The organism is Ruegeria sp. BF8 (assembly GCF_056538625.1).
Map to the genome: position 1 here is coordinate 1109336 of NZ_JBQFTL010000001.1, position 26571 is coordinate 1135906.

The window sequence follows — 26571 nt, forward strand, 5'->3', positions numbered from 1 at the left end:
ACATGAAGATCGGATTCATTGGCCTGGGCAACATGGGCGCGCCGATGGCGGCGAATCTGGCCAAGGCCGGTCACGACGTGACCGGGTTTGACACCGCGGGCGTGTCGGTCGAGGGCGTGACCAAGGCCGAAACGGCCATTGATGCGGTCCGCGGGGCCGAGGCGGTCATCACCATGCTGCCCAATGGCGACATCCTGCGCGCGGTGGCCGATCAGATCATTCCACACATGGAGAAAGGCGCGGTATTCATCGACTGCTCGACCGTCGATGTGGACAGCGCCCGCGCCGTGGCGGACCAAGCTGAACAGGCCGGGCTTCTGGCCGTTGACGCGCCCGTTTCGGGCGGAATCGGTGGCGCGGCCGCCGGCACGCTGACCTTCATGGCCGGCGGATCGGACGCGGCCTTTGCCAAGGCGGCTCCGCTGTTCGAGATCATGGGCCAGAAGGCGGTGCATTGCGGCACGGCGGGCGCTGGACAGGCCGCCAAGATCTGCAACAACATGATCCTGGGCGTCACCATGATCGCCACCTGCGAGGCCTTTGCCCTGGCCGACAAACTGGGTCTGGACCGGCAGAAGATGTTCGACGTGGTCAGCACCTCGTCGGGCTACAGCTGGAGCATGAACGCCTATTGCCCCGCCCCCGGTGTCGGGCCGCAGTCACCTGCGGACAACGGCTACAAGCCCGGTTTCGCTGCCGAGCTGATGCTCAAGGACCTGCGGCTCAGCCAGCAGGCCGCCGAAAGCGCCGACGCCGACACGCCGATGGGCCAGATCGCCACTGCGCTTTACGAACAGTTCGTCGAAGCCGAAGACGGCAAGGGAATGGATTTCTCGGCCATGCTGCCCCGGTTCGAAAAGCGCGGCCGCAGCTGAGCTTGGGCGGCATTTCGCCGCCCAGGGCTTGCACTTCGGGCGGTCATTCCAAAATATCGGGAAACGCGGCATGACGGCGCGACGAACCGAGGGGAACCGCCCATGAAGACACTTATGCATATTGCACTGCTTGCCGGCCTGTCTCTGACCCCGGTCGCGACACTGGCTGACAACGGCAAAGGCAAGGGAAAGACCAAGGACACGTTCTCGGTCGAACGTGTGGCCCCGCAGAAGGGCGCAAAATCCGTTGCCAAATGCCCGCCCGGGTTGGCCAAGAAGGCCGTGCCCTGCGTCCCGCCCGGTCAGGCCAAGAACTGGTACAAGGTCGGAGACCGGATTGATCGCGACTATGTCTGGATCGACGATCCGTACCGCTATGGCCTGAAACGTGGCGGCAACTACGTTCGCGCGGGCGACTACGTCTACAGAATCGACCCCGATACGCGCAAAGTGCTGAACCTTATCGGCGCGGTGGCGGATATTCTGTACTGACGCGCAGGCGCCCTATTCGGCCGCCACGCGCTCGGGGTTCAGCATCGGCTTGAGGTATCGCCCGGTGTGGCTGCGCTCGCATTCGGCGACCTCTTCCGGGGCGCCCACGGCAACGATCTCGCCGCCGCCATCGCCACCCTCAGGGCCGATGTCGATGATCCAGTCGGCGGTTTTCACCACGTCCAGATTGTGTTCGATCACGACGACAGTATTGCCCTGATCGACCAGTTCATGCAGCACTTCCAACAGCTTGCGCACATCTTCGAAATGCAGGCCGGTTGTGGGCTCGTCCAGAATGTACAGGGTCCGGCCCGTCGAACGTTTTGCCAGCTCTTTCGAAAGCTTGACTCGCTGCGCCTCGCCGCCCGACAGGGTCGTGGCCTGCTGGCCGACCTTGATGTAGCCCAGCCCCACGCGTGCCAGCGCATCCATCTTGTCGCGGATCGAGGGTACGGCCTTGAAGAACTCCTGCGCGTCTTCGACCGTCATATCCAGCACGTCGGCGATGGACTTGCCCTTGAACTTGATCTCGAGCGTCTCGCGGTTGTAACGCGCGCCCTTGCAGGTCTCGCAGGTGACATAGACGTCGGGCAGGAAATGCATCTCGATCTTGATGACTCCGTCGCCCTGACAGGCCTCGCAGCGCCCGCCCTTGACGTTGAAACTGAACCGCCCGGGCTTGTAGCCCCGCGCCTTCGCCTCGGGCAGACCGGCGAACCAGTCGCGGATCGGGGTGAAGGCGCCGGTATATGTGGCCGGGTTCGACCGTGGCGTGCGCCCGATGGGCCGCTGGTCGATGTCGATCACCTTGTCCAGATGTTCCAGCCCCTTGATCGTTTCGCAGGGCGCAGGCGTCTGACGCGCACCATTCAGACGCATCGAGGCGGTCTTGAACAGCGTCTCGATCGTCAAGGTTGACTTGCCGCCGCCGGACACCCCGGTCACGCAGACGAACTTACCCAGCGGAAACTCGGCCGTCACGTCTTTGAGGTTGTTGCCCGAAGCCTTTACGACCGTTACCTTTTTCTTGTTCCCCTTGCGCCGCTCGGCGGGCACCGGAATTTCCCGCACACCCGACAGATACTGCCCGGTGATCGAGGCCGCATCGGCCGCAATCTGCTCGGGCGTGCCGTGGCTGACCACCTGCCCGCCATGCACGCCGGCACCGGGGCCGATGTCGAACACATAGTCGGCTTCGCGGATGGCTTCCTCGTCATGCTCGACGACGATCACGGTGTTGCCCTGATCGCGCAGGTTCTTCAGCGTGCCCAAAAGGCGGTCATTGTCGCGCTGATGCAACCCGATCGAGGGTTCGTCCAGCACGTAAAGCACGCCGGTCAGGCCCGAGCCGATCTGGCTGGCCAGCCGGATGCGCTGGCTTTCGCCGCCTGACAGGGTACCACTTGAACGAGACAGCGTAAGGTATTCCAAACCAACGTTATTCAGAAACCCCAACCGCTCGCGGATCTCTTTCAGAATCGCGCGGGCAATCTCGTTTTTCTGGGCGCTCAGATGGTTCGGCGCGTCCTCGACCCAGGCCAGAGCCTCTTTGATCGACATTTCGACCACCTGGCCAACATGCAGCCCGGCAATCTTTACCGCCAGTGCCTCGGGGCGCAGGCGATAGCCCTCGCAAGTGTGGCAGGGACGGTTGTTCTGATACCGTTCGAATTCCTCGCGGATCCACGCACTGTCGGTTTCGCGATAGCGGCGCTCCATGTTCGGGATAACGCCTTCAAAGCTGCGGGTCACCTGATAGACCCGTCCGCCTTCGTCATAGCGGAACTGGATTTCATCATCGCCCGAGCCATGCAGAAACACCTGCTGCACATGCGCCGGAAGATCCTTCCACGGCGTGTTCTTGTCGAACTCATAGTGGCGCGCGATCGCCTCGATCGTTTGCAGGAAATAGGGCGACTTGCCCTTGCGCCATGGGGCCAGTGCGCCGTCATACAGTTTCAAGGTCTGATCGGGCACCACAAGCCGTTCATCGAAAAACAGCTCGACCCCCAGCCCGTCGCAATCCGGGCAAGCCCCAAAGGGCGCGTTGAACGAAAACAGGCGCGGCTCGATCTCGGGGATGGTGAACCCACTGACCGGACAGGCAAAATTCTCGGAGAACGTGATGCGCTCGGGCTCGCCCTCGCGCGGGGCGGTCTCCAGTATCGCGATGCCATCGGCCAGGTCCAGCGCGGTGCGCAGGCTGTCGGCCAGGCGGGTCTCCATCCCCTCGCGCACGACGATCCGGTCAACAACCACGTCGATGTCATGGCGGAACTTCTTGTCCAGCGTCGGCGGCTCGTCCAGTTCGTAGAACTGGCCATCGACCTTGACGCGCTGGAACCCGTGCTTGCGCAGTTCCAGAAACTCTTTCTTGTACTCACCCTTGCGGTCGCGAACGATGGGCGCCAGCAGATAGCCTCGGGTGCCCTCCTCCATCGCCATGATCCGATCGACCATGTCCTGAACCTGCTGGGCTTCGATCGGCAAACCGGTGGCAGGGCTGTAGGGCGTGCCTGCGCGCGCGAACAGCAGGCGCAGATAGTCATAGATCTCGGTCACCGTTCCCACGGTCGAGCGTGGGTTTTTCGACGTGGTCTTCTGCTCGATCGAGATCGCCGGGGACAGGCCGCTAATGTGATCCACATCGGGCTTTTCCATCATGTCCAGAAACTGGCGCGCATAGGCCGAAAGGCTTTCGACATAGCGGCGCTGACCCTCGGCATAGATCGTATCGAATGCCAGCGACGACTTTCCTGACCCGGACAGACCCGTGATGACAACCAGCTGATCGCGCGGAATGTCCACGTCGATGTTTTTCAGGTTGTGCTCGCGCGCGCCGCGCACCTCGATATTCTTCAGCTCAGCCATTCAGGCCCCCAACACACAAGTGTCCTAGAGATAGGCGAGCGACGCTGAGTCTCCAACCGAAAAGTTAGAACAAAGTGTGAACGAGCAGATTTTCTCCGCCTTGGTCACCCGTCTTCGGGCTTTCGCGCCATGGCCCAGGCACAGATCGGAAAATCCGGGTCATTCTCCAGACTGTCGGTTTCAGGGTCATAGACGGGCGGCCACACCTGCTCGAGGTTGCGCAAAGCCGCCTGGCGGTTGCCCCATTGCGCGGCCTTAATGCTTTCCGGATCAAAGCCGCATTCGATCAGCAGGTTGCGCAATCCCCGCGCCGACCAACGCGAACAGTCGTGCGGAGCCGCATGGAACGGGATGAAGAACGGCACGGCCAACCAGAACCACCCTCCTGGCCGCAGCATTTCCAGCACGTTCAGAGTGGCTTCATAGGGCCGGTCAAGATGTTCCCAGACCTGATTGGCGAGTATGAGATCGAATTGCCGAACCTCCGCGCGTTCATCCATCAGCGGGCCTTTGCAGATATCGTGTTTACGATGCCAGATCTGGGTATGGCTGCGGAATCCGAACTGCGTTCCCCATTTTCCCGAAATTTCGGCGCAGTCCAGCGCTTCGGGCCCCAGACTACGTATCCATTTCTTGCTTTCCCGAACCATGACGACGCGGTTCAAGCTGACCATCGAAAACCCCGACTGCGTGCTACCTGCCGGGACCGATTGTCCAGAAAAGCAGCCCTGTGTCCACAGGGAACGCAACGACTTTTGAGGAGAAGTGGCGCGGTTGACGGGGCTCGAACCCGCGACCCCCGGCGTGACAGGCCGGTACTCTAACCAACTGAGCTACAACCGCGCATTAGGGTCTATGTCGATCCGTTTGCCCGGATCAAAGGCTGGCAGCGATGGCGCGGTTGACGGGGCTCGAACCCGCGACCCCCGGCGTGACAGGCCGGTACTCTAACCAACTGAGCTACAACCGCCCGCTGCCCGTTCATTGCTGAACGTTGGGGTGTATTATGGCCACGCCCGGGCATCGTCAAGCGGCGTTTTGAAGTTTTTTGCGCGAACCGGAAATTTTGTTCCCAAGCGGGTTTGGCACGCTCCTTTGGGATAGCGCCGGCGCGGAGACACCCTAACCCTTGGTTGCCATCGCCGAGCCGTAAAAAACGGCGACCTCGCAAACGAATAGTCAGGCGGCGGAATCTACTGCTGCGAATTGGCCGCCAAAGTCTGCCTCGACACAATTCGCTTGGCTTTCATAGCCGTCCACGTGGCAGTCGGTTCCTAGTGCCGGAACGAGGTCAGCGATCAGCTTCTGGTTTATACCAAGCCTTAACTTTTTCGGTTTATTTCTGGCGCAGCTGACTCGCCGCTTTGACCGCATGTGGGCTGCGCCACGTGTTAGACGCTCAAAGTTATCGGACAGGGCAAAAGCCCAATCACAGGACCCAATCGGTCTTGTCCGGATATGGCGAAAATACCGCGCATCTCCCCTCTTGCAGCCGGATAAAAAGCACTGTAATACGCCGCCCTACGGGTGATTAGCTCAGTGGTAGAGCGCTTCGTTCACATCGAAGATGTCAGGAGTTCAAATCTCTTATCACCCACCATTCCCTCACTTTTTCAATGCTTGAAACGGATGAGACTCGGCGTCTATCCTTGAGTTCGGGCCGGTGCAGCACCGGCATGGCAATCAGGGACATGCATGGCCGAACTAAAGCGCGACATCGGCCTGGTGGGTCTGACATTCATATCTGTCGGAGGAATCATTGGCTCAGGATGGCTGTTCGGGCCGCTTCTGGCCGTTCAGCACGCAGGCCCCGCGGCCGTTTTGTCCTGGGTCATCGGGGCCGTCGCAATGTTCATTCTGGCCATCACATTCGCCGAAATCTCTGCCATGTTGCCGATCCCCGGAGGGATCGCTCGGGTTCCGCAGTTTTCACACGGCAATATCGTCGCCATGACGATGGGTTGGACTGCCTGGATCGGGTACAACACGACCGCTCCGATCGAGGTCGAGGCGATGCTGTCCTACCTCGCACCCTATGCACGCTGGCTGCATGCGCCATCTGGTGACCTGACCGCGCCCGGACAGGCTGTGGCCTTGGCATTCATGGTGTTCTTCGTCCTGATCAACATGCTTGGCGTAAAGTTCTTTGCGCGGGTCAACACAATGATAACAAGCGCAAAAGTGGCCATTCCAATCCTGTTGTCCGTGGTGCTGATCCTTTCACGTTTCAATGCCGAGAACTTCACGCAGCCCGAGGGGTTCGCACCGTATGGGCTCAAGGGAATAATGGCCGCCGTTTCGACCGGTGGTGTAATCTTCTCGTTCATCGGGTTCAGGCATGTGGTCGACATGGCAGGCGAGGTGCGAAACCCGAAATTCGACATTCCGGCGGCGCTTGTATTGTCGATAATCATGTGTGCGGCGATCTATCTGGGCCTGCAGATCGCTTTCATCGGCTCGCTCGACCCTCAGATGCTGGCGCAGGGCTGGGCCAAGCTGAGTTTTGCCGGAGAAGGCCCTTTGGACGGGGTAATAATGTCCGTCGGGATATTGTGGTTCATCAGCATCCTAAACGTCGGCTCGGTGATCGGACCGTTCGGAAACGCCCTCGTGGCCACCGGCTCGAACGCTCGGATCGCGATGGCCCTGTCGCAGAACGGGTTTCTGCCCGCGCGCATCCGACACCTGTCGGCGTTTGGCGTGCCCATCTGGGCGCTGGTGCTCAACTTCCTGATTGGCACTCTTTTCCTTTTGACCATTCCCTTTGAGACGGTGATCGCCCTGAACGGGGCAGCGATCGTCCTGTCCTTCGCCGTCGGCCCCATCGCCGTTGTATGCCTGCGCAGCCTATTGCCAGACAGGCCCCGCTCGATCCGCGTTCCAGCGGTTGGTTTTGTCGGAATGCTGGCCTTTGCGATTGCAACTCTGATCGTCTACTGGAGCGGCTGGGATACGGTCTGGCGCCTGGGCATCACCCTTCTGATCGGACTGCTCCTGCTTTTGGCGCGGTTTCGGGGACGCCTGGAGCAGATGGATCTCAATCAGGCCTTGTGGCTCGCGCCCTATCTGGCTGGACTTGGGTTGATCTCGTTTCTTGGTCAGTTCGGAGACGGCGCGCTGCACCTGATCCCGTTCGGGTGGGACATCTTGTTTTGCGCTCTGCTGTCATCGACGATTTTCTGGATCGCAGTCCGGTCCGCCCTACCCCCTGAGAAATTCCAGCGCTACATAGACGAGGAAGAAGTTCTGGACCCATCAAAACCTGTAATCGGGCTTTGAATCAGAAAGAGCGGGGATTATTCCCCGCCCTTCTCGTTGTTTTCGGATCAGTGCGCCGTGGCTGAAGGTCCACTGTTATCCGAAGCCTTGGCCGCTGCGGCCGCGGCTTCTTCGGCGGCCTCGTCCCATTCGATCGGCTCAGGTTTGCGCACCAGTGCGCGCTCCAGAACTTCGGACACGTGCTTGACCGGGATGATCTCCAGCCCTTCCTTCACGTTGTCGGGGATGTCGGCCAGATCCTTCTCGTTCTCTTCCGGAATAAGCACCGTCTTGATGCCACCCCGCAAAGCTGCGAGCAGTTTCTCCTTCAACCCGCCGATCGGCATGGCGTTGCCACGCAGCGAAACTTCGCCCGTCATGGCGATGTCCTTGCGGACCGGGATACCGGTCAGAACCGACACGATCGAAGTCACCATCGCCAGGCCGGCGCTGGGTCCATCCTTGGGAGTCGCGCCGTCAGGCACGTGCACATGGATGTCGATCTTGTCGAACTGCGGCGGTTTGACCCCGATCTGAGGCGAAATCGACCGCACATAGGACGAAGCCGCGTCGATGGATTCCTTCATCACATCGCCCAGCTTGCCTGTGGTCTTCATCCGACCCTTGCCTGGCAGCTTCAACGCCTCGATATGCAGCAGGTCGCCACCGACCGAGGTCCAGGCCAGACCGGTCACAACGCCGACCTGATCATCCTGTTCAGCCAAACCGTAACGGAACTTGGGTACACCCAGGAACTCGTGCAGGTTCTCAGCCGTCACGACAACCCGGTCGGTCTCGTTCTTGATGATCCGGGTCAACGATTTGCGCGCCACCTTGGCAATCTCGCGCTCAAGATTCCGCACACCGGCCTCGCGGGTATAGGTGCGAATGATCGCGGTCAGCGCCTCATCGGTCAGCTCGAACTCTTTAGCCTTCAGCCCGTGGTTCTTCACCTGCTTCGAGATCAGGTGCTGCTTTGCGATTTCGCGCTTTTCGTCCTCGGTGTAGCCGGCCAGAGGGATAATCTCCATCCGGTCCAGAAGCGGCCCTGGCATGTTGTAGCTGTTCGAAGTGGTCAGGAACATCACGTTCGACAGGTCATATTCGACCTCAAGATAGTGGTCCATGAACGTGCTGTTCTGTTCCGGGTCCAGCACCTCGAGCATGGCCGAGGCCGGATCACCACGGAAATCCTGCCCCATCTTGTCGATTTCATCGAGCAAGATCAGCGGGTTCGTGGTTTTCGCCTTTTTCAGCGCCTGGATGATCTTGCCGGGCATCGAGCCGATATAGGTCCGGCGGTGTCCGCGGATCTCGGATTCATCGCGCACCCCACCCAACGAGATGCGGATGAACTCGCGCCCCGTGGCCTTGGCGACCGACTTGCCAAGCGAGGTCTTGCCCACGCCCGGAGGGCCGACAAGGCACATGATCGGGCCTTTAAGCTTCTTCGAGCGCTGCTGAACCGCCAGATACTCGACGATCCGCTCCTTGACCTTTTCGAGGCCATAGTGATCGGCATCGAGGATCTGCTGCGCCCGGCCAAGGTCTTTCTTGACCCGAGACTTGGTGCCCCAAGGCAGCGACAGGATCCAATCCAGATAGTTGCGCACCACCGTCGCTTCGGCCGACATCGGCGACATGTTCTTGAGCTTTTTCAGCTCGCCTTCCGCCTTTTCGCCGGCTTCTTTCGAAAGCTTGGTCTCGGCGATCTTGGCTTCCAGCTCGGCGATCTCGTTCGCGCCGTCCTCGCCATCGCCCAGCTCCTTCTGAATGGCCTTCATCTGCTCATTCAGATAGTATTCGCGCTGGGTCTTCTCCATCTGCGACTTGACGCGGGTCTTGATCTTCTTCTCGACCTGAAGAACCGACATCTCGCCCTGCATCAGGCCATAGACCTTTTCCAGACGCTCGCTGATGCTGAGCGTTTCCAGCAGGTCCTGCTTCTGTTCGACCTCGATGCCAAGGTGACCCGAAACCAAATCGGCCAGTTTCGCCGGATCGGTTGTCTCACTGACGGCGGTCAGGGCTTCTTCCGGAATGTTCTTGCGAACTTTGGCGTACCGCTCGAACTCATCGGCGACGGTACGCAAAAGCGCCTGCGTCGTCGTTACGTCGCCGGGAATTTCGGTCAGGTATTCGGCGCGGGCCTCAAAGAATTCTTCATTCTCAATGAACTCCGAAATCTTGACGCGTGCCTGCCCTTCGACCAGCACTTTGACAGTGCCATCGGGCAATTTGAGCAACTGCAGGACATTTGCCAGAACGCCGCTGCGGTAGATACCGTCCTGGGTCGGGTCGTCGACGGAAGGATCAACTTGACTGGACAGCAGAATTTGCTTGTCATCCTGCATCACCTCTTCCAGCGCGCGCACCGACTTTTCACGCCCCACGAACAGCGGGACGATCATGTGCGGAAACACGACAATGTCGCGCAGCGGCAGAACGGGGTATGAGGAATTAAGAGGCTCTTGCATGCTCTATCCTTATCATTGGCAAGATGGCACTGACCCCTGTTTCAGGCAGCCGTCGGCCATCTCCTTTCTCGGACGATAAAGGTGGGGCGCGGACCGCCCCATTTCAACCTCGTCGCCTTACCTGTACAAATCAGAATGGCCCGAGGTTTCCCCGACTGCAAGGCATCGCGGCAACATATCCACTGATTTTGACTTGGGTCGCCCAACACGCCCGTTAGAGCGGCTCGATATCACCCAGCGCCCGCTGCGCATGGAACTCGGCCTGCCAGACCTCGAATGCACCGGCGGCGATGGCGTCCCGCATACCCTGCATGATCTCTTGGAAATAATGCAGATTGTGCCAGGTCAGCAGCATGCCCGAAATCATTTCGTTGGCCCGGAATACATGGTGCAGGTAGGCGCGCGAGTAATTCGAGCAGGCTGGGCACGTGCACTGTTCGTCCAGCGGACGCGGATCGTCGGCGTGGCGGGCGTTCTTGATGTTGACGACCCCGCGGCGGGTGAACACCTGCCCCGTCCGTCCCGAGCGCGACGGCAGCACGCAATCCATCATGTCGATCCCGCGCGCCACGGCGCCCACGATGTCGTCGGGCTTGCCCACGCCCATCAGATAGCGCGGCTTATCGGTCGGCAGGAAATCAGGCGCATAGTCCAGACAGTCGAACATGGCCTCCTGCCCCTCGCCCACCGCGAGGCCACCAACGGCATATCCCTCGAACCCGATGGCCTTCAGCGCCTCGGCGCTTTCCTCGCGTAGGTCGCGCTCCAACCCGCCCTGCATGATCCCGAACAGCGCATGGCCGGGCCGGTCGCCGAACGCCTCGCGCGACCGTTCGGCCCATCGCATCGACAGGCGCATCGACTCGGCGATCCGGTCGCGGTCGGCAGGCAATGCGGGGCATTCGTCGAAACACATCACGATGTCCGACCCCAACAGGCGCTGGATCTCCATCGACCGCTCGGGTGTCAGCTCGTGTTTGGAACCGTCGATATGCGATTTGAAGGTCACGCCCTTCTCGGTCAGCTTGCGCAGGCCCGCCAGGGACATCACTTGAAACCCGCCCGAGTCGGTCAGGATCGGGCGCTCCCAGTTCATGAACTTGTGCAGGCCGCCCAAGCGGTCGATCCGTTCGGCCGTGGGCCGCAGCATCAGGTGATAGGTGTTGCCCAGCAGGATGTCGGCGCCGGTGGCCCGCACGCTTTCGGGCATCATCGCCTTGACCGTCGCGGCGGTGCCCACGGGCATGAAGGCCGGCGTGCGCACCTCGCCCCGCGGCGTGTGGATCACGCCGGTGCGGGCCTTGCCGTCGGTGGCCTTCAATTCGAATGAGAAACGCTGGGTCATGTCATCGCCTCGGGTCGCTGAACCGGGCAGGCTTTGCCCGATCGGAGCGCGCAATGCAACCCGTCAGGGCAAGCTGGCAACCCTTTGCGTGAACAGGTCCACCACCTGCTGACCAACGACGTCACAGCACACCTGCAATGGTGGGCGAGACGGGTCCGGCCGGGTTGCCCCTACCTCGGGCCCCTCGGTTACTACCTTCAAACCTGTTTTTTGAGTTTCGAACATCGCACGGTGCGAACAGGCGATGACGGCCGTCGAGTCATGAAGACCGCAGCCGTCCAACCCGGCAACATCGCGGTAGAAATTCAGATAGAACTGAGAGATATCGTTCAGAAATCCACCGATTTGAGGCGCACGTCGTGCCAGTTCCTCGAAATCAGCCGCGCGATAGAGCGTTTTCAAGGTCACATCCAGCCCTACCAGAACCGTCGGAGCGGACTGGGCGAACACCTCATCTGCAGCTCTCGCATCGTGATAGATGTTCGCCTCGGCGTGTTCGGTGATGTTGCCTGGACAGAAGACTGCACCGCCCATGATGACCAATTGGCCGATGTTCTGAGAAAAATCCGGATCCAGACGCATCGCATCGGCAATGTTGGTCAGCGGCCCAACCGCACACACCGTCAGGTCCTTCTTGTGGCGCCGGGCCATCTCGACCAGAAACTCGGCTGCGCTCAGGTCGTGGTTCGCGCCGATCTCGGGCACATCGACCACATCGCCAAAACCCTCATCCCCATGCACGTGCTTAGAGGGCGTGTGTGCGTCAGCTTCCCGTGGAAACGCTGCGCCCTGCGCCACAGGTATGTCCAACCCCAGCTTGTGAGCCAGAAACCGTGCGTTCCGGCTGGACTGCTGGACATGCGTATTGCCGAAGACCGTAGACAGGCCGATCAGGTCAATTTCCGGGGCGGCGGCGGCATATGCGATCGCCATGGCATCGTCGATGCCGGGGTCAGTGTCGATAATCAGTTTCATTTCGCCCCGATAGCGCAATCAACGGCGGATGCAAAGCAGCCACAACCCGAAATCTCCGTGCTTTGTCCCAATTACCTTGCATGGTTATCCTGTTCGGTTCATTTCATAGCTGAGTTGAAATTCAGACCTTCAATCCCCAAATGTATACCATCGTACACAAAAAATGAGGACAGAAATGACCGAAGACCAGATCATCGGACTGCTATCATCGAACATCATCTACCTGCTTGGGGCGGCTTTGGTCGTCGTCATCATCCTCAAGGGTATCAAGATCGTTCCACAATCCGAGAAATACGTGGTCGAACGGTTCGGACGCCTCCACTCTGTGCTGGGCCCCGGGATCAACTTTATCGTTCCTTTTCTGGACGTTGCACGCCACAAGATATCCATCTTGGAACGTCAGCTGCCCAATGCGACGCAGGATGCAATCACCAAGGACAACGTGTTGGTGCAGATCGATACTTCGGTCTTCTACCGTATCCTCGAGCCTGAAAAGACCGTCTACCGCATTCGGGACGTCGACGGCGCCATCGCAACGACCGTCGCTGGTATCGTGCGGGCTGAAATCGGCAAAATGGACTTGGACGAAGTTCAGTCAAATCGCGCGCAACTGATTGAACGCATTCAAGAAAGCGTCGAAACCGCAGTTGACGACTGGGGGATCGAGGTAACCCGCGCCGAAATTCTGGACGTAAACCTGGATCAGGCGACCCGCGACGCCATGCTGCAGCAGTTGAATGCCGAACGCGCCCGTCGCGCTCAGGTAACCGAAGCCGAGGGCCAGAAACGCGCGGTCGAACTCCAAGCCGACGCCGAGCTGTATGCTGCGGAACAAGCCGCCAAGGCGCGTCGCGTTCAGGCGGACGCGGAAGCCTATGCAACCGGCGTCGTCGCAAAGGCCATCCAGGACAATGGGATCGAAGCCGCCCAGTATCAGGTTGCGCTGAAACAAGTTGAGGCATTGAATGCGATGGGCAAAAGCGGAGGCAGCCAGACGATTGTTGTGCCCGCAAATGCGCTCGAAGCGTTTGGCGACGCCTTCAAAATGCTCAAGGGAGGCAAATGATGGCAGATCCGTTCTGGCTGACGTGGTGGGTATGGCTGGCAGCCGCACTGGCGCTGGGCATTCTGGAAGTGGCCTTGCCAGGTTTCATCTTCCTTGGCTTCGCTATCGGCGCGGCTATCACCGGAATCCTTCTGGTCATCCCCGGCTTGGCCCCGAACCTGCCCGTCCTGCTTTTGATCTTCGCCACCTTGTCGTTGATCGCATGGCTAGTTCTGCGGCGCATGTTCGCGCTGCCACATGGGCAAGTCAGGACGTTTGACCATGATATCAACGACTGACCGGTGCGGCGCCCTGTAGCGGGGCGCCCTACCCCCTCTGGACGCTGCCTTCAGCTTTCCCTATATAATTGCTCAGGTAACAACCCGAGGCATTCATGACCCACCCCAGCGAACAGCTTGAAGGCACGCCCCTGATTGCGCCTTCGACCGTTGAGCACCCTCTGTACGAATCCGTGGTCGAGGCCTGCAGGACTGTCTATGACCCTGAAATTCCGGTCAATATCTATGACCTTGGACTGATCTACACGATCGACATCAGCAGCGACAACGCAGTCAAAGTCATCATGACCCTGACCGCTCCGGGCTGCCCGGTGGCCGGTGATATGCCAGGCTGGATCGTCGAGGCCATCGAGCCCGTTGCCGGGGTCAAGGAGGTGGATGTCGAACTGACCTGGGAACCACCCTGGGGCATGGAGATGATGTCCGACGAAGCCAGGCTGGAACTTGGCTTCATGTAAGGGCCTGCCGTACTGAACGCACGGGAATTGTCACAAACCTGAAACCCAGCTGTCACGGATCGGTCGTCGAACCGTTACGTTGATGCGCAACAACTACAACGCGGGCTTCGCAGTCGGACCCGTCACAGGAACTCGGCAACTCAAATATCGCTCCAGCAGTCAATGGCGACCACGTTGGAGCGTCTACCGCCCCCCTGCCGAGGCTCTGCAATACTGGGCCGTTCTTGCCCGAGAGCGGCCCTATTTTACTCGCTGAGGTGCACTTACTTCACGTTGCACTGCGCTTTGATCTCGGCGGCGCGGTCGTCCAGTTTCTTGACATAGTCACCCGACAGCATCTGCAACCGCTTCTGTTCTGTTCCAGAGATCAATCCAAGCAGCGCCCCGGCTGGCGTGATCGCGACCACACTTTCCGCCTGCTGATCCTCGGCATGTTTCTTTTCCGCCGCAATTGCACGCAGGTCACCTTCGGCGGTCGAGCAATTCACCGGGTGCCGCTTGTGATCGCCCGCTGCATGAACGGCACTGCCGGCCACCAGAAGAGCCAGAAACGCAACCTGCCGGCACAAGCCAATCTTATTTGAAATCCGCAACATCATCGAAACCCACCTTGTTCTGCTGTCAATTCGAACTCATCGGCAAACCCTGCCCACTGCCCGTACGGTACGGTCAAAACTGGCGATGAGCAAACTTGGGGCTCCGCGCTCTCTTGAGCCCGGGCCCTTGCGGCCTTAGATTAGGTTTAACGCGCGAAAATGGAGACGACGATGTTCGGCATTCCCGGCAAACAGGCCGTGACGATGACGCCCAAAGCTGCAGAGCAGATCCTCCGCCTGATGACGTCGGGTGGCCATGCCGGTCTGCGGATTGGCGTCAAGAAAGGTGGCTGCGCCGGTATGGAATATACCATGGAGTATGTCGATCAGCCGGATCCGCATGACGAAGTGGTCGAACAGGATGGGGCGCGGGTCATGATCGCTCCGATGGCTCAGATGTTTCTGTTCGGAACCGAGATCGACTACGAGGTTTCGCTGCTGGAATCCGGGTTCAAGTTCAAAAATCCCAATGTCGTCGATGCCTGTGGCTGCGGCGAGTCGATCAAGTTCGACGAAAACCTGGCCGAACAGCGCTGAGTCACCAAAAGCCTGCAACGTTTGTGGGCAGGTGAACTGCCGCCGGCGCCGTCTGGTTGAGTCCACCCAGATCGATCCGTCGCGCGACTCGCCAGCGCGCGGCCACCCAAGCGCAATTGTCAGACCTTGATCCGAGTGCTAACTGGATAGAAACGCACGAAAGATCACGGAGACCCCGCTATGCGACGCAGACTGGCAGCCGGAAACTGGAAAATGAACGGAACCGGGGCTGCTCTTTCCGAGTTGGACACGCTGACTGCGACGCACCCTTCTCCGACAGTCGATATTCTGATCTGCCCTCCGGCAACTTTGATCCACCGGGCCGCACAAGCCGTGCAAGGCTCGGGCGTCGCCATCGGCGGACAGGATTGCCACGCCGAAGTTTCGGGCGCCCATACGGGTGATCTGAGCGCCGAGATGCTGAAAGACGCCGGCGCGACCAGCGTAATCGTCGGGCATTCGGAACGGCGAGAAGACCACGGCGAGAAAGACGACGATATCCGCGCCAAGGCCCGGGCAGCCATGAACGCGGGCCTGACAGCAATCATCTGCGTCGGCGAAAGCCTTGAACAGCGCGAAGCGGCCAATACGCTCGATATCATTGGCGGACAGTTGTCCGGATCGATCCCGGATCTTGCTACCGGAGAGAACCTCGTCGTGGCTTATGAACCGATCTGGGCCATCGGCACCGGCAAGGTTCCCACCTTGGAAGAAATCGGAGAAGTCCACGATTTCATTCGCGCCAGACTTGAACGGCGATTTGGCGAAGGTGTCGGCCGGTCGGTTCGTTTGCTCTATGGCGGTTCGGTCAAGCCGGACAACGCGGCGGAGATTTTCGGAGTGTCAAACGTGGACGGCGCGCTGGTCGGCGGTGCAAGCCTGAAGGCACGCGATTTCTCGGGCATCATTTCAGCGCTGGAACAGGCCTGACCGGTCCACGCACACTCAGTCCGCGATGTCCTCGGCCCAAAGCTCAGGCTGTTCGGTCACGAACCTGCACATCAGGGCAATGCAGTCCGGGTCTTCGGCCAAAACAACCTCGACCCCATGATCGCGCAGGAAGTCTTCGTTGCCGCCGAAGTTTTCCGTGTCACCGATGACCACGCGTGGGATGCCGAACTGAACGATCGTTCCGGCGCACATCATGCACGGAGACAGGGTGGTATACAGAACGGTATCTCGGTACGTCTTCTGCCGGCCTGCCTTGCGCAGCGCATCCATCTCGCCATGGGCGATCGGATCCCCCTGCTGAACCCTTTGGTTTCGACCCTGCGAGATGATCGTGCCGTTCCGAGCCAGTACAGATCCGATCGGGCAACCGCCCTCATCGAAACCGGCTTTGGCTTCTTGGTAGGCAACGCGCATCAGGCGCTTGTCATCATCGGTCAGCATGTTTCGGCACTCGTTGGTTGCGGTGATCAGGGTGGTTCCAGCCTGCCCACCGCGGGTGCCTGCGTCAACAACGGGCCGGTCACGCAAGTTTCATTGCGACCATGCCGGACACGATCAGTGTCGCTGCGATGACACGCAGCGGGGTCAGTGCCTCGCCCAAAAACATCACACCAACCAGGAACGCACCGACCGCGCCAATACCCGTCCACAGCACGTAGGCGGTTCCCAGTGGCAAGGAGCGCATGGCCAGGGCCAGCAAACCGAACGAACCGACCATTGCGCCTCCCATGACAACGGTCGGCCAGAGCCGCGTGAATCCAGCAGACTGCTTCATGGCAACTGCCCAGACGATTTCCAGCAAACCGGCAAAAAGAAGAAAGATCCAGGACATCGGGGACACTTCTATCAACTTCGGGTCGTCCCGAATGATCACCCATGGTGGGGAGGTCGTCCTCGTTCAATATGTGGGAAGAACCGATGGTGAGTTCAAGCCCGGCCATTCAGCGAGGCGGCCTGGCAGATGCCGGCCGACCGCGCAAAAAGTGACCCGAACCGGTTGCCCGGTTCGGATCGATTGCGACGGTTTAGTTCGTAATGATCTCGGGGCCCATGAAGGTGTTTGGCAACACCGTCGACAGCCACGGGATGTACGTGATCATGATCAGGAAGACGAACAGAACGGCCAGGAACGGCAGTGCTGCGCGCACGACGGCCATCATCGGCATTCCCGCGACGCCCGACGTAACGAACAGGTTCAGACCGACCGGAGGCGTGATCATCCCGATTTCCATGTTCACCACCATGATGATGCCCAGATGGATCGGGTCGATGCCCAGTTCGATGGCAATCGGAAACACCAGCGGCGCCACGATGACCAGCAGGCCCGAGGGCTCCATGAACTGACCGCCGATCAGAAGGATTACGTTGACCACGATCAGGAAAGTGATCGGCCCCAGACCCGCCGACAGCATTGCGCCGGCAATGTGTTGCGGCACCTGCTCATCGGTCAGAACATGCTTGAGGATCAGCGCGTTGGCGATGACGAAAAGCAGGGTGACCGTCAGCTTGCCGGCCTCAAACAGCGTATGTTTGGTGTCGGGGTGGAAAAAGGCCGTGATCAGCGCCAGCGGCTTTTTCACAAGCGAGAGGTTTTGCTCACCATCCTGGGTGCTGAGTGGCCCCATGTCCTTGTAGACGAAGCTGGCAATGAAGAAGGCGTATACAGCCGCGACCGCTGCTGCTTCGGTCGGTGTGAAGATACCGCCATAGATGCCGCCAAGGATGATGACGATCAGGAACAGACCCCAACCGGCCTCGCGTGCCGACGCAAATATCTCGCCCCAGCCTTTCCAATCACCTTTCGGCAGGTTCTTGACCTTGGCCATCACATAGATTGTGACCATCAGCATGAACCCGGCCATGAGTCCCGGAATGACACCGGCAAGGAACATCCTGCCGACCGAGACTTCGACCGCGGCCGCGTAGACAACCATAACGATCGACGGCGGGATCAGGATTCCCAGCGTACCGGCGTTACAGATGACGCCAGCTGCGAATTCCTTGGAATAGCCGACCTGACGCATACCGGCGATCACGATCGAACCGATCGCAACAACGGTGGCCGGGGACGATCCTGACAGCGCGGCGAACAGCATACATGCGAACACGCCCGCGATTGCCAGACCGCCAGGCAGGTGACCAACGCAGGCGATCGAGAACCGAATGATCCGGCGTGCCACCCCTCCGGTCGTCATGAAGGACGATGCAAGGATGAAGAACGGGATGGCCAGCAGGGTAAAGTGGCCCTCGAACGCCTCGAACAGGGTCCCGGCAACCGAAGCCAGCGAGCTGTCCGAGTAGATCAGAAGAAACAGGGTCGAGCTCAGCCCTAGGGCGACCGCGATCGGAACGCCGATCAGCAGCAGGCCCACGACCATGGCAAAAAGTAGTACTACATCCATCAGTCGTGTTCTCCCTGAAGGGCCCGGACTTCTTCGATCTCGTCCTCAACCTCGTGGCTTGCGACAATACGGTCGGCCTCACCGCGCAGGATCTGCAGCCCGGCCTGGGCAAAGCGGATCACCAGCAGCAGCATCGACAGCGGCAGAACGAAATACGGCACGACCTTGGGCAGCTTCTCGTAGTACTCGCCATAGTTGATGAGGTCTTCGAGGAAGCGAAGCGGCGCGACCATGGGGATGTCGTCCACCTCGTAGAAGCTCTGACTACGAGCGTCGAAATCAAAGCCCGTGGGGAACCAGCGTCCAGAGGTCGGAGGCAGGTCGGCAAAGACCGCCCAGTAGTCGTAGGACCCTTTCAGCAGCAGCAACGAGAATACGAGGCAGCACCCCACCGCGATCAGTGCCAATACCCTGCGCGGTGCCGGAGGCAGCATATTCAGGATGGCATCCACACCCAGATGCGCGTGTTTCTTGACGGCGTAGGACGCCCCCAGCAATACCAGCCATCCGAAAGTGAATACGGTCAGCTCTAGCGCCCAAAGGATGTTGGAGTTGAAGACGAAACGCGCGATCACGTTGGCAAAGGTCACGGCCGTCATCAGGCCAAGAAGCAACGCGATCAGGGTTTCTTCGATTCGGTCGACCAGCCCACCGGGGCCGGTTTTCGCACCAGACATCTTTCTGTCCCCATTTTTGTTGATTTATCGAGGTGGCGGGCGCGATTGGGCCCACCTGGTATGTGCTCCGGCGGGCTTGCGACCGTCGGAGCACACCTGCGTGTCGGATCAGAACCCGGCGTTGATCGCCTGAGCGGCGTCGATCTTGTCCTGACCGACGTCACCGGAGAACTTGTCCCAAACCGGCTTCATCGCGTCGACCCAGGCCTGACGCTGCTCGGGTGTCAGCTCGCGGATCGTTCCGCCCGCGTCGATGATGGCCTGCTTGGCCTTTTCGTTGACCGCAAACGCCTCTTTGTTGCGCTCTTCGGTCACCTCGGCCAGGATCGTCAGGAACTGCTCGCGCACCTCCGGATCCAGGCTGTCCAGCCAGTCGACCGAAGTCACGACCAGATAGTCGATGATGCCGTGGTTGGTTTCGGTGATGCCATCCTGAACTTCGAAGAACTTCTTGCCGTAGATGTTCGACCAGGTGTTCTCCTGACCGTCCACAACGCCCTGCTGCAGAGCACCATAGACTTCCGAGAAGGCCATTTTCTGCGGGCTGCCGCCGATGGCTTCCATCTGCGCAACCAGCACGTCCGAAGACTGAACGCGGAATTTCAGGCCATTGGCGTCCGAAGGATCGATCAGCGGCTTGTTGGCCGACATCTGCTTCATGCCGTTGTGCCAGAACGCCAGACCCTGCAGGCCGCGGCGCTGCATGCTGTCTTTCATTGCCTGGCCATCCGCCGAGGCCTGGAACGCATCAACCGCGTCGATGTTCTTGAACATGAACGGCAGGTCGAACAGACGGAACTGCTTGGTGAACTTCTCGAACTTCGACAGCGACGGGGCGGCCAGTTGCACATCGCCCTGCAGCATCGCCTCAAGCACCTTGTCGTCGTTGTACAAGGTCGAGTTCGGATAAACCTCCATGCACATGACGCCGTTCATCTCGTCGTTCACACGCTGCTCGAGCAGCGATGCGGCGATGCCCTTGGGGTGCTTGTCGGTGTTCGTCACATGCGCGAACTTGACGACGATCTCGCCATCGTCGCAGGCAGCGAAGCCCGCTGTTGCGGTAACGGAAAGCGCAAGCGCGGTGGCGGCTGTTGCCAGGAATTTCATCTGTCTTTTCCTCCCAGACTTCCAAAGAAACTTCCTTTGACATCCATGCGGATGCCGGATGCGCAAGAGTGAAACGAATCGACGGTCACCGTTCAACAATTCGAAAACGACTGGCAGAAGACAGATTTTCTAATTACTTTTCATTGGCTTAAATAGAACATCCGCAATGAGTATTTTGTTATCGCAGACATTTGTGCGGGAAACCGCACACCCAAATGCGCGAGTGTGCGAAAAACCGCACATACATCGAATCATCGGGCGAATCGTTCCGCGTCAGCGCCGATAGTCTTCAGGGCGTATGCCGTAGCGGGCCAATTTGTCGTAGAACGTCTTACGCGGCAGTTTCAGGGACTTGGCCGCATCCGACGCCCTTCCGTTGTGACGACCCAAGGCCGCAATCAGCAACGAGCGCTCAACGCGCGCCATCTGTTCGTTCAGCCCAAGATCGGCCGCGGCGGCAACATCCTCGGGCATCCCCAGAACAAAACGCATCGCAGCTGACATCAGTGAACGCGCGTTGCCGGGCCAGTCCCGTGCCATCAATGACGCCAAGTGTTCGGACGAGACATCAGGTACCGCGATCCCGGCCTGCTCGGCCGCCTGGGCGACGTAGTGGCGAAAGATCACCGGGATGTCCTCGGGGCGTTCGGCCAAAGACGGTACGCGCACCCGCATCACGTCCAACCGATAGAACAAGTCTGCGTTGAACCGACCCTCGGCCGCCATCTCGGCCAGATCCGCGGTTGTTCCGGCGATGATGCGGACCCCGGGCCCGTTTTCGATCATCTCCAGGGCCGCATATTGCGTCGACTCGGGCATGGCCGAGACTTCATCCAGAAACAACGATCCGGCTGCCGCATCCTTGCATATCGCCTGCAGGGCATCCGCCCCCAGACCTGATGCCGGGCGCTTGACGAACGGCCCCTGCGCGCGGGGTGACATCAAATGGATGACTTCGGCGACTTTCGAAATACCGCTGCCCGGCGGTCCGGTGACCAGAACTTCGGCCTGAGTTGGGGCAACGCTGCGCACCCTGTTCCGCAATGCATCAGCCTGCGGTGACAATCCGAACAACAAGCGGGCCGCAGGATCGCCCTTCTCCAGTTCGCGCTTGGCTGCCCGATGGTCCAATACCTGACTGCGCGCGGCAAACGCTCGGCTGAGAACCGCAAGCAGATCGGCGGCGGCGCAGGGCTTCTCAAGAAAGTCGAACGCGCCCTGCCCCATAGCCTGCACCGCCATCGGTATGTCGCCTTCGCCGGTCAGCAGAACGACCGGCAACTCCGAGTCGACCTCGCGGGCATAGGACAGAAGATGAAACCCATCCCGTCCCGGCATCCGAATATCCGAGACAATCACACCTGGGAAATCTTCCCGGATATGGTCTTTGGCAGCCACAAACGATCCAGCGGGAATTACGGAATAGTCCGCAAGTTCCAGAGTCTGGGCCAGCGCCTCGCGCACGGCGGCGTCATCATCGACCAATAGAACCGTTCGGATCATGCCGCGGCTTCCTTCTCAAATGGTTCCAACTCAACGGTGAATTCTGCTCCGTCGGGCATGTTCGCGCCGCGTATCTCTCCTCCGAAACTCTGGACCAGACCGTATGAGATCGAAAGGCCAAGGCCCATTCCCTCGGATGAGCCTACGGTTTTGGTCGTATAGAATGGCTCAAAAACGCGATCGGGATCCTGAATGCCCGGGCCGGTATCGCGCACCGCGACCATCAACCGCTCGCCACGGGTCAGCGTGATCGTCAGGCTTCGGGTTTCGCGACCTGTCATCGCGTCGGCGGCATTGGTGATCAGATTGACGAAGACCTGCACCAGCCGCACCTCTCCGCCCCAGGCAAAGACAGGTGCATTGGGTGGCTGCCAGATCAACGTGACCCCGTCCGAGCGCAACCGACCGTCAGTCAGTTCGACGGCCGTATTGAGCACCTGAACCAGATCGACCTTGCCCATCGGCTCGCTCTCATTGCGGGCAAAGGCTCGCAAGTTCTTGATAATGCGTGCCATACGGGCCGCCATGTCCGAGATTCGCCCCAGGTTTTCGCGGGCCTTTTCGGGCTTGCCCTGCGCCAGAAAGGCAGTGCCATTGTCGGCGTATTGCCGGATCGCCATCAGCGGCTGATTCAATTCGTGGCTGATGCCCGCCGACATTTTCCCCAGAGCGCTCAGCTTGCCGGCCTGAACCAGATCGTCCTGCGCGCGTTTCAACGCCGCTTCGGCCTCTTGCCGCTCGGCCACCTCGCGGCGCAGAGCCACGTTGGCGGCCGTCAACGCGCGGGTCCGCTGGGCCACCCGGCTCTCCAGCACCGCATTGGCTTCGGCCAACGTACGCCTCCGCTCGGTCGCCAAAAACAGCAACGCGCCAAAGGCTAGGCAGATCGCCGCGACCGCGGCAGCCTGCAGTCCGGCCAGCCGTCGTGCCGGCGTCACATCCATCAAGACTTCGCCGGTCATTCCGATTACCGGCAGATCGCGGGTCAGGTGCAGGGCACGATCCGGAAGGTACGGGCTCCAGCCGATCGACCATAGTTCGTGCGGGCCCATGCGCGTAGACGAAAACGCGCCCGGCTTGCCATCAGCAGGCTGCAAGCCGATCTGGCCCGGCGGACGTTGCCAGAACAGCAGTTCGGACCGGTTGGAAATGAAGACCGAGCCAGCACGATCCACGAAGAACACCGCCTCGGTACTGCCGCGCCACGTGCTTTCAACATCTTCGACATCCGCGATGACCATCAGGGCACCGGTTACCTGACCATCTTTGGAAAACGCAGGCGCCGCATAGGAATAGATGCGGTTTCCTGTGTCGCGCAAAACCCCGTGCGAGCTGCCGAGAGCGCCGTGTAGCGCGCGTTGAAACGCGGGCTGGTCAGCCATGTTACCATTCACCACGTCCCGCGCAGCGGCCAGAACGCGCCCGGTCTTGTCCGCATAAAGCACATCCACAGCCGAGGTCTTGTCCGCGACCTCCAGCAGAAGCGCCTGCGCCGCCCGCCGCCGGTCGCTGGTGTCCAACGCCCGCAATGCGGGATGCTCGGCCATCAGCACTGCAAGTTCCTGATAGACCTGCAACTGAGTGCTCAGACGATCCGACGCCAACTCCAGATCGGCTTCGGCTTTCTCGCTTAGCTGAGAGAGCGCCTGCCGGTACCCATAAGACCAGACGGCCGCCGACAACAGCGCGACCGCGAACAGGAAACCAATCGTGACCCAAACCCTTTGCATGAAACAGGGTCTTGCATTCACAGCGCCGCATGGCAAGTCTGCGCCGCATGAAGACCGTTCACCAATCTCCGACCGAGCCCGAATTTGTTCAGAACCCCTACCCTTTCTACCGGGTGGCGCGCGGTCAGGGTGACCTGGTGTACTGGCAGGACTACGACATGCCCGCGGCGATGTCTCACGCGGCGGTTCAGGCGCTTTTGCGGGATCGGCGTTTCGGACGTGAAGTACCGCCGGAGATGGCCACAAAAGGTCCTGATCACCTTGCACCGTGGCTGACGGTCGAAGCGCATTCGCTGCTCGAAGCCGAACCTCCGCGCCATACCCGCCTTCGCGCTCTGGTTCTGCGCGCTTTTACCTCGCGGGCTATCGGAGCGCTTGCACCGGACATCGAAAGGCTGTGTCACGACCTGATCGACGCATTCCCCGATGCTTTATTCGACCTTCTGGATGCCTATTGCACGCAAGTTCCGGTGATCACGATCTGCCGGCTGCTGGGTGTGCCCGAGAGCATGGCACCGCAGTTGTTGCAGTGGTCCCACGCCATGGTCGCCATGTATCAGGCCAGCCGCACCCGTGAGACCGAAGATCAGGCAGCACAGGCCTCCGCCGAGTTCTCCGCATTTCTGAACGACTACGTCTCTCACCGCCGATCCGAACCGAAAGACGATCTGATCACCCGTTTGATCACGGCAGAGGAAGACGGTGAGAAACTGTCTCGCGACGAATTGATCGCAACCTGCATCCTTTTGTTGAACGCCGGCCATGAGGCGACCGTTCATTCGCTGGGCAACGGCGTCAAAACGCTTTTGGAGTCCGGAACCAGCCCTGATGCCCTGGGCCCGGACACAATCGACATGACGGTCGAGGAGATCCTGCGCTTCGACCCGCCGCTACATATGTTCACGCGCTATGTCTATGAGGACGTCGAGATTTTTGGCCATCGGTTTGCCCGCGGCGATCAGGTGGCGTTGATGCTTGGGGCCGCCAACCGTGACCCCGACGTCTGGACCGACCCGGACAAATTCGACCCCACCCGCAGCATTCAGGCCAACACGAGCTTTGGCGGTGGTTTGCATTTCTGCGTCGGCGCTCCGCTGGCCCGGCTGGAAATGCGGATCGCTCTGCCGGTTCTTTTTGACCGCTGTCCGGGCCTGCGACTGGCCGAATCTCCGGAATATGCGAACACCTACCACTTCCACGGGCTGACACGACTAATGGTCCAAGCCTGAGCGCCGATCAGGTGTCTGCCAGGGCGTTCAGGGGCAGCATGGTGGTCGACTTGATTTCTTCCATCGACAACAGCGCCGTGACGTTGTGCACGCGCACTTCCGAGATCAGCGCCTGATAAAACGCATCGTAGGCCCGTGCGTTCCTGACCCGAACCTTCAGAATGTAGTCGATGTCGCCAGCCAGGCGGTGCGCCTCTTGAACTTCGGGACGATCACGCAGGGCCTGCAGGAACTTGCGTTGCCAATCCGCCTCATGCTCGGAGGTTCGGATCAGAACAAAGAACGTCGCCTCGAAACCCAGCGCCTCTGCGTCCAGCAGAACGGTCTGCTGACCGATGATTCCGGCCCCTTTCATCTTGCGGATCCGATTCCAAACGGGTGTCTTTGAACTGCCCACTTTGGCCGCGATTTCGTCCAGCGATTGACTGGCGTCTCGCTGCAGCTCGGCCAGAATTTTCCGATCCGTGTCGTCTATTCGAACCGACATTCCAATTTTCCTTCCGAATGAAAACCCTTGTTCCGCCTGCCGCGCAATTCAGAACGCTTGTCCTTATTTATTCGACAATATGGCATCTGGTCGGGAATATTTCCTATATTGAGGGCCAAGTCAAACAACAGCCAGGGCTACCCAATGAAGGCCACGCAGACAAAAGGACAAACGGGACAGGTCGACTTCGTCGGCGCGGGACCCGGTGATCCTGAATTGCTGACTCTCAAGGCCCTGTCCGCATTCCAGCGGGCCGAGGTTGTTTTGCATGATCGCCTGATCAGCCCAGAGGTTTTGCAACTGGCCGGCCAGAACACCCGGCTGGTCGACGTGGGCAAGGCCGGCTTTGGTCCGTCCTGGAAGCAGGATGACATCAACGCATTGCTGGTTGACTACGCGCTCAAGGGACAACGGGTCGTTCGCCTCAAATCCGGTGACGCGACCCTTTTCGGCCGGCTGGACGAAGAGATCGATGCACTGGACGCAGCCGGTATCCCGTGGACGATCGTTCCCGGCATTACGGCTGCCTCGGCGGCGGTGGCCGGAATTGGCCAAAGCTTGACCCGACGCGGCCGAAACTCCTCGGTCCGGTTTCTGACCGGGCACGACATGCAGGGCTTTGCCGATCACGACTGGGCTGCGCTGGCCCGACCGGGGTCTGTTGCAGCCATCTACATGGGCAAGAAATCCGCGCGCTTCATTCAAGGACGCCTGATCATGCACGGCGCCGATCGCGCCACGCCGGTCACGTTGGTCGAAAACGCCTCGCGACCTGATCAGCGCGTTGTCGCCACGACGCTGGATCAACTGTCTGCAGACCTCGCCGCTGCCGGCCTCGACGGTCCTGCACTCACATTCTATGGCCTGGCCCCGCGCGACGCGGCCAAAGCCGTCACCGAATTCAACAAGGAGCTTGCCTGATGGCCCGCGCTTTCACCCCCAAAGTCGTTACCGCAAATGACCTGCTGGAAGGCGACGTGATCTATCTGACCGCCGATGACCGTTGGTCGCGCGATCTGCGCGAGGCCGAGCTGATCACCGACGAAGCGCACGCTCAGCTGCGTCTTCTGGATGCACAGAAGCAAGTCGACAAGATCGTAGGTGCCTATCTCGCCGACGTCGTTGCAGGCGAAAACGGTCCTGAACCCACCCATTTTCGGGAAGACTTCCGCCGGACTGGTCCGTCCAACTATGCCCACGGCAAACAGGAATCTTCCCCGCAGCCCCGGGTCTGACCTCAGGCCCCTCTCTCCC

Annotated in this window: 24 protein-coding genes, 3 tRNA genes and 1 pseudogene; 12 read left to right on the forward strand and 16 right to left on the reverse strand. The window is 60.0% G+C overall.

The features are described 5' to 3' along the window. Positions 1–2 precede the first annotated feature (2 nt). A complete protein-coding gene (mmsB, locus tag ACR0LD_RS05550; RefSeq protein ID WP_480635885.1) occupies positions 3–875 on the forward strand; it encodes a 3-hydroxyisobutyrate dehydrogenase in 873 nt (290 codons plus the stop codon). 102 nt (positions 876–977) lie between these two features. Then, on the forward strand, positions 978–1367 hold the full coding sequence (locus ACR0LD_RS05555; RefSeq protein ID WP_480635888.1) for a hypothetical protein: 390 nt from the start codon (positions 978–980) through the stop codon (positions 1365–1367). Positions 1368–1379: 12 nt separating this feature from the next. Here the strand turns inward: ACR0LD_RS05555 and uvrA are convergent, their stop codons facing one another. The 4 genes from uvrA to ACR0LD_RS05575 form a co-directional block, all read right to left on the reverse strand. Then, on the reverse strand, positions 1380–4238 hold the full coding sequence (gene uvrA, locus ACR0LD_RS05560; RefSeq protein WP_480635890.1) for an excinuclease ABC subunit UvrA: 2859 nt from the start codon (positions 4236–4238) through the stop codon (positions 1380–1382). A 104-nt stretch (positions 4239–4342) separates the two neighbouring features. Next, complete coding sequence (locus ACR0LD_RS05565) at positions 4343–4912, reverse strand: methyltransferase domain-containing protein (protein ID WP_480635891.1); 570 nt, start codon at positions 4910–4912, stop codon at positions 4343–4345. Positions 4913–5004: 92 nt separating this feature from the next. Next, positions 5005–5081 (reverse strand) — tRNA-Asp (locus ACR0LD_RS05570). 50 nt (positions 5082–5131) lie between these two features. Then, positions 5132–5208, reverse strand: a tRNA-Asp gene (locus ACR0LD_RS05575). Positions 5209–5763: 555 nt separating this feature from the next. Here ACR0LD_RS05575 and ACR0LD_RS05580 point away from each other — a divergent pair. After that, positions 5764–5838: transfer RNA gene (locus tag ACR0LD_RS05580), tRNA-Val, on the forward strand. Between the two features lie 95 nt (positions 5839–5933). Beyond that, entirely contained in the window at positions 5934–7517 is a 1584-nt protein-coding gene (locus ACR0LD_RS05585; protein WP_480635893.1) for an APC family permease, read from the forward strand. Between the two features lie 47 nt (positions 7518–7564). Here ACR0LD_RS05585 and lon read toward each other — a convergent pair whose 3' ends face one another. The 3 genes from lon to ACR0LD_RS05600 all read right to left on the reverse strand — a co-directional run bounded on the left by lon (position 7565) and on the right by ACR0LD_RS05600 (position 12293). Beyond that, positions 7565–9973 carry an endopeptidase La gene (gene lon, locus ACR0LD_RS05590; RefSeq protein ID WP_170357663.1) on the reverse strand — a complete coding sequence of 803 codons (2409 nt, stop codon included), beginning with the start codon at positions 9971–9973 and terminating at the stop codon, positions 7565–7567. Between the two features lie 214 nt (positions 9974–10187). After that, positions 10188–11318 carry a tRNA guanosine(34) transglycosylase Tgt gene (gene tgt, locus ACR0LD_RS05595; RefSeq protein WP_170363557.1) on the reverse strand — a complete coding sequence of 377 codons (1131 nt, stop codon included), beginning with the start codon at positions 11316–11318 and terminating at the stop codon, positions 10188–10190. Between the two features lie 63 nt (positions 11319–11381). Then, positions 11382–12293, reverse strand: a complete 912-nt coding sequence (locus ACR0LD_RS05600) for a nucleoside hydrolase (RefSeq protein WP_480635895.1) — start codon at positions 12291–12293, stop codon at positions 11382–11384. Between the two features lie 175 nt (positions 12294–12468). On the opposite strand from ACR0LD_RS05600, the gene ACR0LD_RS05605 reads away from it, so the two are divergent. From ACR0LD_RS05605 to ACR0LD_RS05615, 3 genes are all read left to right on the forward strand, one after another. After that, the gene (locus ACR0LD_RS05605) at positions 12469–13359 is read left to right on the forward strand and encodes an SPFH domain-containing protein (protein WP_170338815.1); all 891 of its coding nucleotides are present in this window, start codon (positions 12469–12471) and stop codon (positions 13357–13359) included. Further along, entirely contained in the window at positions 13359–13637 is a 279-nt protein-coding gene (locus ACR0LD_RS05610; protein ID WP_093962948.1) for an NfeD family protein, read from the forward strand. The genes ACR0LD_RS05605 and ACR0LD_RS05610 overlap by 1 nt, the downstream gene beginning before the upstream one ends. 95 nt (positions 13638–13732) lie before the next feature. Next, the gene (locus tag ACR0LD_RS05615; protein ID WP_170339389.1) at positions 13733–14095 is read left to right on the forward strand and encodes an SUF system Fe-S cluster assembly protein; all 363 of its coding nucleotides are present in this window, start codon (positions 13733–13735) and stop codon (positions 14093–14095) included. A gap of 263 nt (positions 14096–14358) precedes the next feature. Here the strand turns inward: ACR0LD_RS05615 and ACR0LD_RS05620 are convergent, their stop codons facing one another. Then, the gene (locus ACR0LD_RS05620) at positions 14359–14694 is read right to left on the reverse strand and encodes a hypothetical protein (protein ID WP_254434967.1); all 336 of its coding nucleotides are present in this window, start codon (positions 14692–14694) and stop codon (positions 14359–14361) included. Positions 14695–14862: 168 nt separating this feature from the next. Between ACR0LD_RS05620 and ACR0LD_RS05625 the strand changes: the two genes are divergently transcribed. Both ACR0LD_RS05625 and tpiA read left to right on the forward strand, forming a co-directional pair. Continuing rightward, positions 14863–15228, forward strand: coding sequence for a HesB/IscA family protein (locus tag ACR0LD_RS05625; protein ID WP_170338817.1), 366 nt, complete (start codon positions 14863–14865; stop codon positions 15226–15228). A gap of 180 nt (positions 15229–15408) precedes the next feature. Further along, positions 15409–16158 carry a triose-phosphate isomerase gene (gene tpiA, locus ACR0LD_RS05630; RefSeq protein ID WP_170338818.1) on the forward strand — a complete coding sequence of 250 codons (750 nt, stop codon included), beginning with the start codon at positions 15409–15411 and terminating at the stop codon, positions 16156–16158. A 15-nt stretch (positions 16159–16173) separates the two neighbouring features. Here the strand turns inward: tpiA and ACR0LD_RS05635 are convergent, their stop codons facing one another. The 7 genes from ACR0LD_RS05635 to ACR0LD_RS05665 all read right to left on the reverse strand — a co-directional run bounded on the left by ACR0LD_RS05635 (position 16174) and on the right by ACR0LD_RS05665 (position 23601). Further along, positions 16174–16620, reverse strand: coding sequence for a nucleoside deaminase (locus ACR0LD_RS05635; RefSeq protein WP_170357950.1), 447 nt, complete (start codon positions 16618–16620; stop codon positions 16174–16176). A gap of 79 nt (positions 16621–16699) precedes the next feature. Continuing rightward, the gene (locus ACR0LD_RS05640; protein WP_170357657.1) at positions 16700–17011 is read right to left on the reverse strand and encodes a DMT family transporter; all 312 of its coding nucleotides are present in this window, start codon (positions 17009–17011) and stop codon (positions 16700–16702) included. 193 nt (positions 17012–17204) lie between these two features. Continuing rightward, positions 17205–18581, reverse strand: coding sequence for a TRAP transporter large permease (locus tag ACR0LD_RS05645; RefSeq protein ID WP_170338824.1), 1377 nt, complete (start codon positions 18579–18581; stop codon positions 17205–17207). Continuing rightward, positions 18581–19258 carry a TRAP transporter small permease gene (locus ACR0LD_RS05650; RefSeq protein WP_170338826.1) on the reverse strand — a complete coding sequence of 226 codons (678 nt, stop codon included), beginning with the start codon at positions 19256–19258 and terminating at the stop codon, positions 18581–18583. Before ACR0LD_RS05650 ends, ACR0LD_RS05645 begins: the two co-directional genes overlap by 1 nt. A gap of 108 nt (positions 19259–19366) precedes the next feature. Further along, on the reverse strand, positions 19367–20368 hold the full coding sequence (locus ACR0LD_RS05655) for a DctP family TRAP transporter solute-binding subunit (RefSeq protein WP_170338828.1): 1002 nt from the start codon (positions 20366–20368) through the stop codon (positions 19367–19369). A gap of 273 nt (positions 20369–20641) precedes the next feature. Next, a complete protein-coding gene (locus ACR0LD_RS05660; protein WP_170339397.1) occupies positions 20642–21871 on the reverse strand; it encodes a sigma-54-dependent transcriptional regulator in 1230 nt (409 codons plus the stop codon). Beyond that, on the reverse strand, positions 21868–23601 hold the full coding sequence (locus tag ACR0LD_RS05665; RefSeq protein WP_170459276.1) for a sensor histidine kinase: 1734 nt from the start codon (positions 23599–23601) through the stop codon (positions 21868–21870). Before ACR0LD_RS05665 ends, ACR0LD_RS05660 begins: the two co-directional genes overlap by 4 nt. 47 nt (positions 23602–23648) lie before the next feature. Here ACR0LD_RS05665 and ACR0LD_RS05670 point away from each other — a divergent pair, with 47 nt between their 5' ends. Continuing rightward, the gene (locus tag ACR0LD_RS05670) at positions 23649–24830 is read left to right on the forward strand and encodes a cytochrome P450 (protein WP_480635899.1); all 1182 of its coding nucleotides are present in this window, start codon (positions 23649–23651) and stop codon (positions 24828–24830) included. Between the two features lie 7 nt (positions 24831–24837). Here ACR0LD_RS05670 and ACR0LD_RS05675 read toward each other — a convergent pair whose 3' ends face one another. Beyond that, positions 24838–25317: an Lrp/AsnC family transcriptional regulator gene (locus tag ACR0LD_RS05675; RefSeq protein ID WP_093961931.1), complete on the reverse strand. Its 480-nt coding sequence runs from the start codon at positions 25315–25317 to the stop codon at positions 24838–24840. 174 nt (positions 25318–25491) lie between these two features. Between ACR0LD_RS05675 and cobA the strand changes: the two are divergent. Beyond that, a pseudogene (cobA, locus tag ACR0LD_RS05680) lies at positions 25492–26238 on the forward strand (uroporphyrinogen-III C-methyltransferase); the annotation flags it as partial. Continuing rightward, positions 26238–26552 carry a DUF2849 domain-containing protein gene (locus ACR0LD_RS05685; protein WP_093961929.1) on the forward strand — a complete coding sequence of 105 codons (315 nt, stop codon included), beginning with the start codon at positions 26238–26240 and terminating at the stop codon, positions 26550–26552. The pseudogene cobA and the gene ACR0LD_RS05685, both read left to right, overlap by 1 nt. Positions 26553–26571: the final 19 nt, after the last annotated feature.

Excerpts from the sequence above, each read along its gene's own strand:
- mmsB (WP_480635885.1), top strand. The coding sequence starts at position 3 with ATGAAGATCGGATTCATTGGCCTGGGCAACATGGGCGCGCCGATGGCG.
- ACR0LD_RS05555 (WP_480635888.1), top strand. The coding sequence starts at position 978 with ATGAAGACACTTATGCATATTGCACTGCTTGCCGGCCTGTCTCTGACC.
- uvrA (WP_480635890.1), bottom strand. The coding sequence starts at position 4,238 with ATGGCTGAGCTGAAGAATATCGAGGTGCGCGGCGCGCGCGAGCACAAC.
- ACR0LD_RS05565 (WP_480635891.1), bottom strand. The coding sequence starts at position 4,912 with ATGGTCAGCTTGAACCGCGTCGTCATGGTTCGGGAAAGCAAGAAATGG.
- ACR0LD_RS05585 (WP_480635893.1), top strand. The coding sequence starts at position 5,934 with ATGGCCGAACTAAAGCGCGACATCGGCCTGGTGGGTCTGACATTCATA.
- lon (WP_170357663.1), bottom strand. The coding sequence starts at position 9,973 with ATGCAAGAGCCTCTTAATTCCTCATACCCCGTTCTGCCGCTGCGCGAC.
- tgt (WP_170363557.1), bottom strand. The coding sequence starts at position 11,318 with ATGACCCAGCGTTTCTCATTCGAATTGAAGGCCACCGACGGCAAGGCC.
- ACR0LD_RS05600 (WP_480635895.1), bottom strand. The coding sequence starts at position 12,293 with ATGAAACTGATTATCGACACTGACCCCGGCATCGACGATGCCATGGCG.
- ACR0LD_RS05605 (WP_170338815.1), top strand. The coding sequence starts at position 12,469 with ATGACCGAAGACCAGATCATCGGACTGCTATCATCGAACATCATCTAC.
- ACR0LD_RS05610 (WP_093962948.1), top strand. The coding sequence starts at position 13,359 with ATGGCAGATCCGTTCTGGCTGACGTGGTGGGTATGGCTGGCAGCCGCA.
- ACR0LD_RS05615 (WP_170339389.1), top strand. The coding sequence starts at position 13,733 with ATGACCCACCCCAGCGAACAGCTTGAAGGCACGCCCCTGATTGCGCCT.
- ACR0LD_RS05620 (WP_254434967.1), bottom strand. The coding sequence starts at position 14,694 with ATGATGTTGCGGATTTCAAATAAGATTGGCTTGTGCCGGCAGGTTGCG.
- ACR0LD_RS05625 (WP_170338817.1), top strand. The coding sequence starts at position 14,863 with ATGTTCGGCATTCCCGGCAAACAGGCCGTGACGATGACGCCCAAAGCT.
- tpiA (WP_170338818.1), top strand. The coding sequence starts at position 15,409 with ATGCGACGCAGACTGGCAGCCGGAAACTGGAAAATGAACGGAACCGGG.
- ACR0LD_RS05635 (WP_170357950.1), bottom strand. The coding sequence starts at position 16,620 with ATGCTGACCGATGATGACAAGCGCCTGATGCGCGTTGCCTACCAAGAA.
- ACR0LD_RS05640 (WP_170357657.1), bottom strand. The coding sequence starts at position 17,011 with ATGTCCTGGATCTTTCTTCTTTTTGCCGGTTTGCTGGAAATCGTCTGG.
- ACR0LD_RS05645 (WP_170338824.1), bottom strand. The coding sequence starts at position 18,581 with ATGGATGTAGTACTACTTTTTGCCATGGTCGTGGGCCTGCTGCTGATC.
- ACR0LD_RS05650 (WP_170338826.1), bottom strand. The coding sequence starts at position 19,258 with ATGTCTGGTGCGAAAACCGGCCCCGGTGGGCTGGTCGACCGAATCGAA.
- ACR0LD_RS05655 (WP_170338828.1), bottom strand. The coding sequence starts at position 20,368 with ATGAAATTCCTGGCAACAGCCGCCACCGCGCTTGCGCTTTCCGTTACC.
- ACR0LD_RS05660 (WP_170339397.1), bottom strand. The coding sequence starts at position 21,871 with ATGATCCGAACGGTTCTATTGGTCGATGATGACGCCGCCGTGCGCGAG.
- ACR0LD_RS05665 (WP_170459276.1), bottom strand. The coding sequence starts at position 23,601 with ATGCAAAGGGTTTGGGTCACGATTGGTTTCCTGTTCGCGGTCGCGCTG.
- ACR0LD_RS05670 (WP_480635899.1), top strand. The coding sequence starts at position 23,649 with ATGAAGACCGTTCACCAATCTCCGACCGAGCCCGAATTTGTTCAGAAC.
- ACR0LD_RS05675 (WP_093961931.1), bottom strand. The coding sequence starts at position 25,317 with ATGTCGGTTCGAATAGACGACACGGATCGGAAAATTCTGGCCGAGCTG.
- ACR0LD_RS05685 (WP_093961929.1), top strand. The coding sequence starts at position 26,238 with ATGGCCCGCGCTTTCACCCCCAAAGTCGTTACCGCAAATGACCTGCTG.